This is a genomic window from Chryseobacterium sp. 2TAF14, from assembly GCF_052115105.1.
In the GTDB taxonomy this organism is placed as follows: domain Bacteria; phylum Bacteroidota; class Bacteroidia; order Flavobacteriales; family Weeksellaceae; genus Chryseobacterium.
Map to the genome: position 1 here is coordinate 1 of NZ_JBFRGA010000205.1, position 4,485 is coordinate 4,485.

Annotated in this window: 5 protein-coding genes; 3 read left to right on the plus strand and 2 right to left on the minus strand. The window is 33.6% G+C overall.

Annotation, left to right across the window (positions count from 1 at the left end; all coding sequences use genetic code 11):
• The 3 genes from AB4Y90_RS15820 to AB4Y90_RS15830 all read left to right on the plus strand — a co-directional run.
• Window positions 1-335, plus strand: a 335-nt coding sequence (locus AB4Y90_RS15820) for an ATP-binding protein DrrA1-3 family domain-containing protein (protein WP_441558545.1), incomplete at its 5' end; no start/stop codon positions are given.
• Window positions 336-339: 4 nt separating this feature from the next.
• Window positions 340-1,650: an ABC transporter permease gene (locus AB4Y90_RS15825; RefSeq protein ID WP_441558546.1), complete on the plus strand. Its 1,311-nt coding sequence runs from the start codon at window positions 340-342 to the stop codon at window positions 1,648-1,650.
• A 19-nt stretch (window positions 1,651-1,669) separates the two neighbouring features.
• Window positions 1,670-2,185: a hypothetical protein gene (locus AB4Y90_RS15830; RefSeq protein WP_441558547.1), complete on the plus strand. Its 516-nt coding sequence runs from the start codon at window positions 1,670-1,672 to the stop codon at window positions 2,183-2,185.
• 58 nt (window positions 2,186-2,243) lie between these two features.
• Here AB4Y90_RS15830 and AB4Y90_RS15835 read toward each other — a convergent pair whose 3' ends face one another.
• A complete protein-coding gene (locus AB4Y90_RS15835) occupies window positions 2,244-2,921 on the minus strand; it encodes a porin family protein (protein WP_441558548.1) in 678 nt (225 codons plus the stop codon).
• Between the two features lie 17 nt (window positions 2,922-2,938).
• Window positions 2,939-3,811, minus strand: a complete 873-nt coding sequence (sucD, locus tag AB4Y90_RS15840; RefSeq protein ID WP_441558549.1) for a succinate--CoA ligase subunit alpha — start codon at window positions 3,809-3,811, stop codon at window positions 2,939-2,941.
• Between the last annotated feature and the right edge of the window lie 674 nt (window positions 3,812-4,485).

Here is a 4,485-nt window from a genome sequence, read left to right on the forward strand (position 1 = left end):
GTGTGGAAGAAATGTGTGATTATGTTGCTTTAATCAACAATTCAAAAAAAATAATCGACGGAAGGGTTTTTGACGTACGTGAAAAATTCAAAAAAAATATTTTTGGGATTACTTTATCTGAAGTCAACGATTATCAATTTGATCAGTTTAAAAATAAGTACGGAATTTTCAACATCAGCAACGAAAACAATCTTATTTCTTTTGATCTGAAAAACGAAGCCGATCAAAACAACATTCTTTTGGATCTGGTCAATGTAGGAAAAGTAAGATCTTTCGATGAAAGAATTCCGAGCATGAATGAAGTATTTATTAATGCGGTAAGCAATCACTCTTAATTTTATGAACAATATTTTTTTAATTACAAAAAGAGAATTTCTTACGCAGGTTAAGAAAAAATCTTTCATTATACTTACTTTGCTGGCTCCGTTGATGATTATTGCTTTTGGAGCAGTAATAGGATTTATGTTTAAAGCCAATCAGTCTCACAATATAATTGAAGTGGTTGACAATAGCGGACTTTTTAAAGGGCAGCTTAAGTCTGACGAAAAAATCAATTATGTTTTTATTCCTTCAGCAGAAGAAAATGCCAAAGTTAAAAACCTGAAAGGCAATGAAAACCTTGACGGAATTTTGATCCTTCCGGCTTTATCAGGCAATAATCTTGATGACATTGAAAAAAGCACAAGATTGGTTGTGAATACAAAAATCGGGTTTGATACGAAGCAACAAATTATTTCTGACATCACCAATGTTATCAAAAAAGAAAAAATAAAGCAACTGGGAATTAAAGAAGCGCAACTTGAAAATTTAGATAAAAGTTTCACTTTAAAAACCATCAACGTTTCTGAAGACAACAAAGAAGATTCTGATCTCGCGTTCGGAATTAAGAGTGCATTAAGTATGATTCTGATGTACGTTACCTTTATGTTTATCATTATCTACGGAGTTCGGGTAATGCGAAGTGTTTTAGAAGAAAAAAATAACCGTGTTGTAGAAATTATCATTTCATCCGTAAAACCTTTTGAGCTGATGATGGGAAAAATTTTGGGCGTTACCATGGTTGCTCTTACTCAGTTTATTGTCTGGATTGCGATGTCGGTGATTGGCGCTTTGGTTTTAAACACAGGATTTTCTTCGCTTCAGAAAAATATTGCCGGCGGAGAAGAAAGTGTTCTTAGCAAACTGGATCTTTTGGAAATCGGAACACAGGTTTCTCATGGTTTATTAGAATTAAATTTTCCGTTAATCATTTTTGTATTCATCATATTTTTCCTTTTAGGATATATGTTTTACAGTTCTGTTTACGCAGCAATCGGTTCAGCGGTTGATAACGAAACGGAAACTCAGCAATTTACTTTATTTGCCATTCTACCGCTTACTTTAGGGATGTATGGAAGCATTTCTGTACTTAATAATCCTGACGGACCGGTTGGTTTCTGGATGTCGATCATTCCTTTTACTTCTCCGGTTGCGATGGTGGCAAGAATTCCGTTTGGCGTTCCGGCTTGGCAGATTGCCTTGTCTATTGCTTTATTGGCAGGAACGACTTTCTTTATGATTTTTCTTGCAGGAAAAATTTACAGAGTAGGAATTTTAATGTATGGGAATAAGGCAACGCTGAAGGAGCTTTGGAAGTGGATAAGAGGCTAAAATTTTAAATTATAACTAAATGCTTCCACCCAGAAACATAGGGATCATATTGTTATTAATATTTGGAATAATTTTATCCATATGTATCAATATATTTCTTTATGCAAGAACAATAATTGGATTTAAAACTGTTTTATTTTTTTGTTTTTTAGGTTCATTAATCTTTCTAATATTCACTAAAATAATAAAGACAAGTAATGTAAAAAGCAGATTCGTAAAAGTATTCTTTTGTCTATTTTTTGGAATTTCTTTTTCAACAATTATATTATCAACGAATTATTTTTTTGCCGGAAGCAGAATAACTTTAAAAAGCTATAATATTAATGAAGTTTCCACAATTTCTAATCCAATAATTAATGATCAGCATTATAGAATAGTTTATCTTGAAATCAGCCCGAGAGATCATAAAATTTTCACTATTAAAGCTGATAATAATATTGAAATTTTAGATCATGCAAAGTCATTACAGTTGAAATTATCTGAAGGCTTTTGGGGATTTAGTAAAATAGAAGATTTTAAGATAGTATTAAGGTAAACAAAAAATCCCGAAGTTTAAACTCCGGGATTTTTTTATGTTCATTTGAAAAAATATTTTATTCAAAAATATAGCTTAAAGTCAAACTCAGAACCTGCTCAGATTTCTTTTTAGCAGTATTAGGATCTTGTGTAAAACTTTCCACTAAATTAGGATAAGTATTTGAAAGTCCTAAATCATACTTTAAAGCAAGTTCCAACTGTCTTTTGTAGCTATATCCTATTCCTACACCAACGGCGAAATTAAAGCTATTTGCTTTACCGTTAATCTTCGGATACTCAGGAACGGTTACATCAGGATCATAATAAGGTCTTCCTACAGGAGGATTTTTTACATTCTGACTAAGCAGGAAATTGAATCTTGGACCAATTAATCCGAAAAATTCTGATTCTGCTTCAGAAAAATACCCTTTAAAGTAAACAGGAACACTTAAATAGTTATTGGCATAAACTGCATCATAACCATCTGCTCCTTTAGAATCTTTATGTTTTCCTGACTCTCCGGCTCCGTAATACGTCACCTCCGGCTGCAAATAAAACTGATTTGCTCCACCCATTGGGATTAACGCTAAAACCCCGCCCTGAAAAGCAAATCTTGCTCCCGAAGGATTGTGTGCATTTTTAACTCTGGAATAGTTTCCACCCGCTGTAAGACCAAATCTTGTACTTCTTAAATCGATTTGTGCGAACGATAAAAAAGAAAAGGCCAATGCAGATGTTAATAAAAATTTTTTCATTATGTATTTGTTTTAGTTTATCCTAAGATCTTTGCTACAGTAGCTCCGATATCAGCAGGGGAATCTACTACATTGATACCGTTTTCTCTCATGATCTCCATTTTTGCCTGAGCTGTATCTTCTGCTCCGCCAACGATTGCACCAGCGTGCCCCATTGTTCTTCCTTTAGGTGCAGTTTGTCCTGCGATGAAACCTACAACTGGTTTTGTAGAACCGCTTGCTTTGTACCATCTTGCCGCTTCAGCCTCAAGACCACCACCAATTTCACCGATCATTACAACCGCTTCAGTTTCAGGATCGTTGATGAATAATTCTAAAGCTTCTTTAGTAGTCGTACCGATGATCGGGTCACCACCGATTCCGATTGCAGTAGAAATACCGTAACCCGCTCTTACAACCTGATCAGCAGCTTCGTAAGTAAGGGTTCCCGACTTAGAAACGATTCCTACTTTACCTTTTTTGAAAACGAAACCTGGCATAATACCAATTTTAGCTTCTTCAGAAGTGATGATTCCAGGACAGTTTGGCCCGATCAATCTGCAATCTTTGTCTGCGATGTAAGATTTTACTTTTACCATATCTGCAACAGGAATACCTTCTGTAATACAAACGATCACTTTAATACCTGCTTCAGCAGCTTCCATGATAGCATCTGCAGCAAATGCAGGCGGTACAAAAATAATACTTACGTTGGCTCCGGCTTTTGATACAGCATCAGCTACGGTGTTGAATACCGGCTTTCCTAAGTGCTCGCTTCCTCCTTTTCCGGGAGTAACACCACCTACTACGTTGGTTCCGTATTCGATCATCTGACCTGCGTGGAAAGTACCTTCGTTCCCTGTAAATCCTTGTACAATTACTTTAGAATCTTTGTTTACTAAAATTGACATTTTATTGTTTTTTAAATTTATTTTTCTATTTATTAATGGTCACAAATTTACTTATTTTTCTTTGATTTCAAATAAAACCTTGTTGCTAATCTTCATGAAACCATTTAAAATATCTAAAATTTGTATTTACCGGTCGTTGATTACCTTATTGAGACTGAGCAAATATAACTTATGAAAAGTTTAGTTTTCTTGTTTGTGAGTTTTTATTGTTCTTTAATTTGGTTTAAAATTGAATGTAATTATTTATCACGAACTTTTTCTACTTTATTTTTTCACGCAAAGTTTTTACTTTAATACTGTACATTTTAAAGCGAGCATAAGATGAATCAACAAATTGATAGGATGAAGCTATATTTTCAAGCTTTGCGAAGCAAATTTATTTGCCTTTGCTTTCTGAAAATATTCATACAAAAATCTTTGCGTTAAAAAACAACAGCTTTATTTAAACGCAAAGTTTTTAATGTAATACTGTATATTTTAAGCGAGCATAAGATGAATCAACAAGTTGATTTGATGAAGCTATAGTTTCAAGCTTTGCGAAATAAATTTATTTGCCTTTGCTTTCTGAAATATTCATACTTAAAAAAATCTTTGCGTTAAAAAGCAACAGATTTATTTAAACGCAAAGTTTTTAATTTGATACTGTATATTTTAAGCGAGCATAAGATGAATCA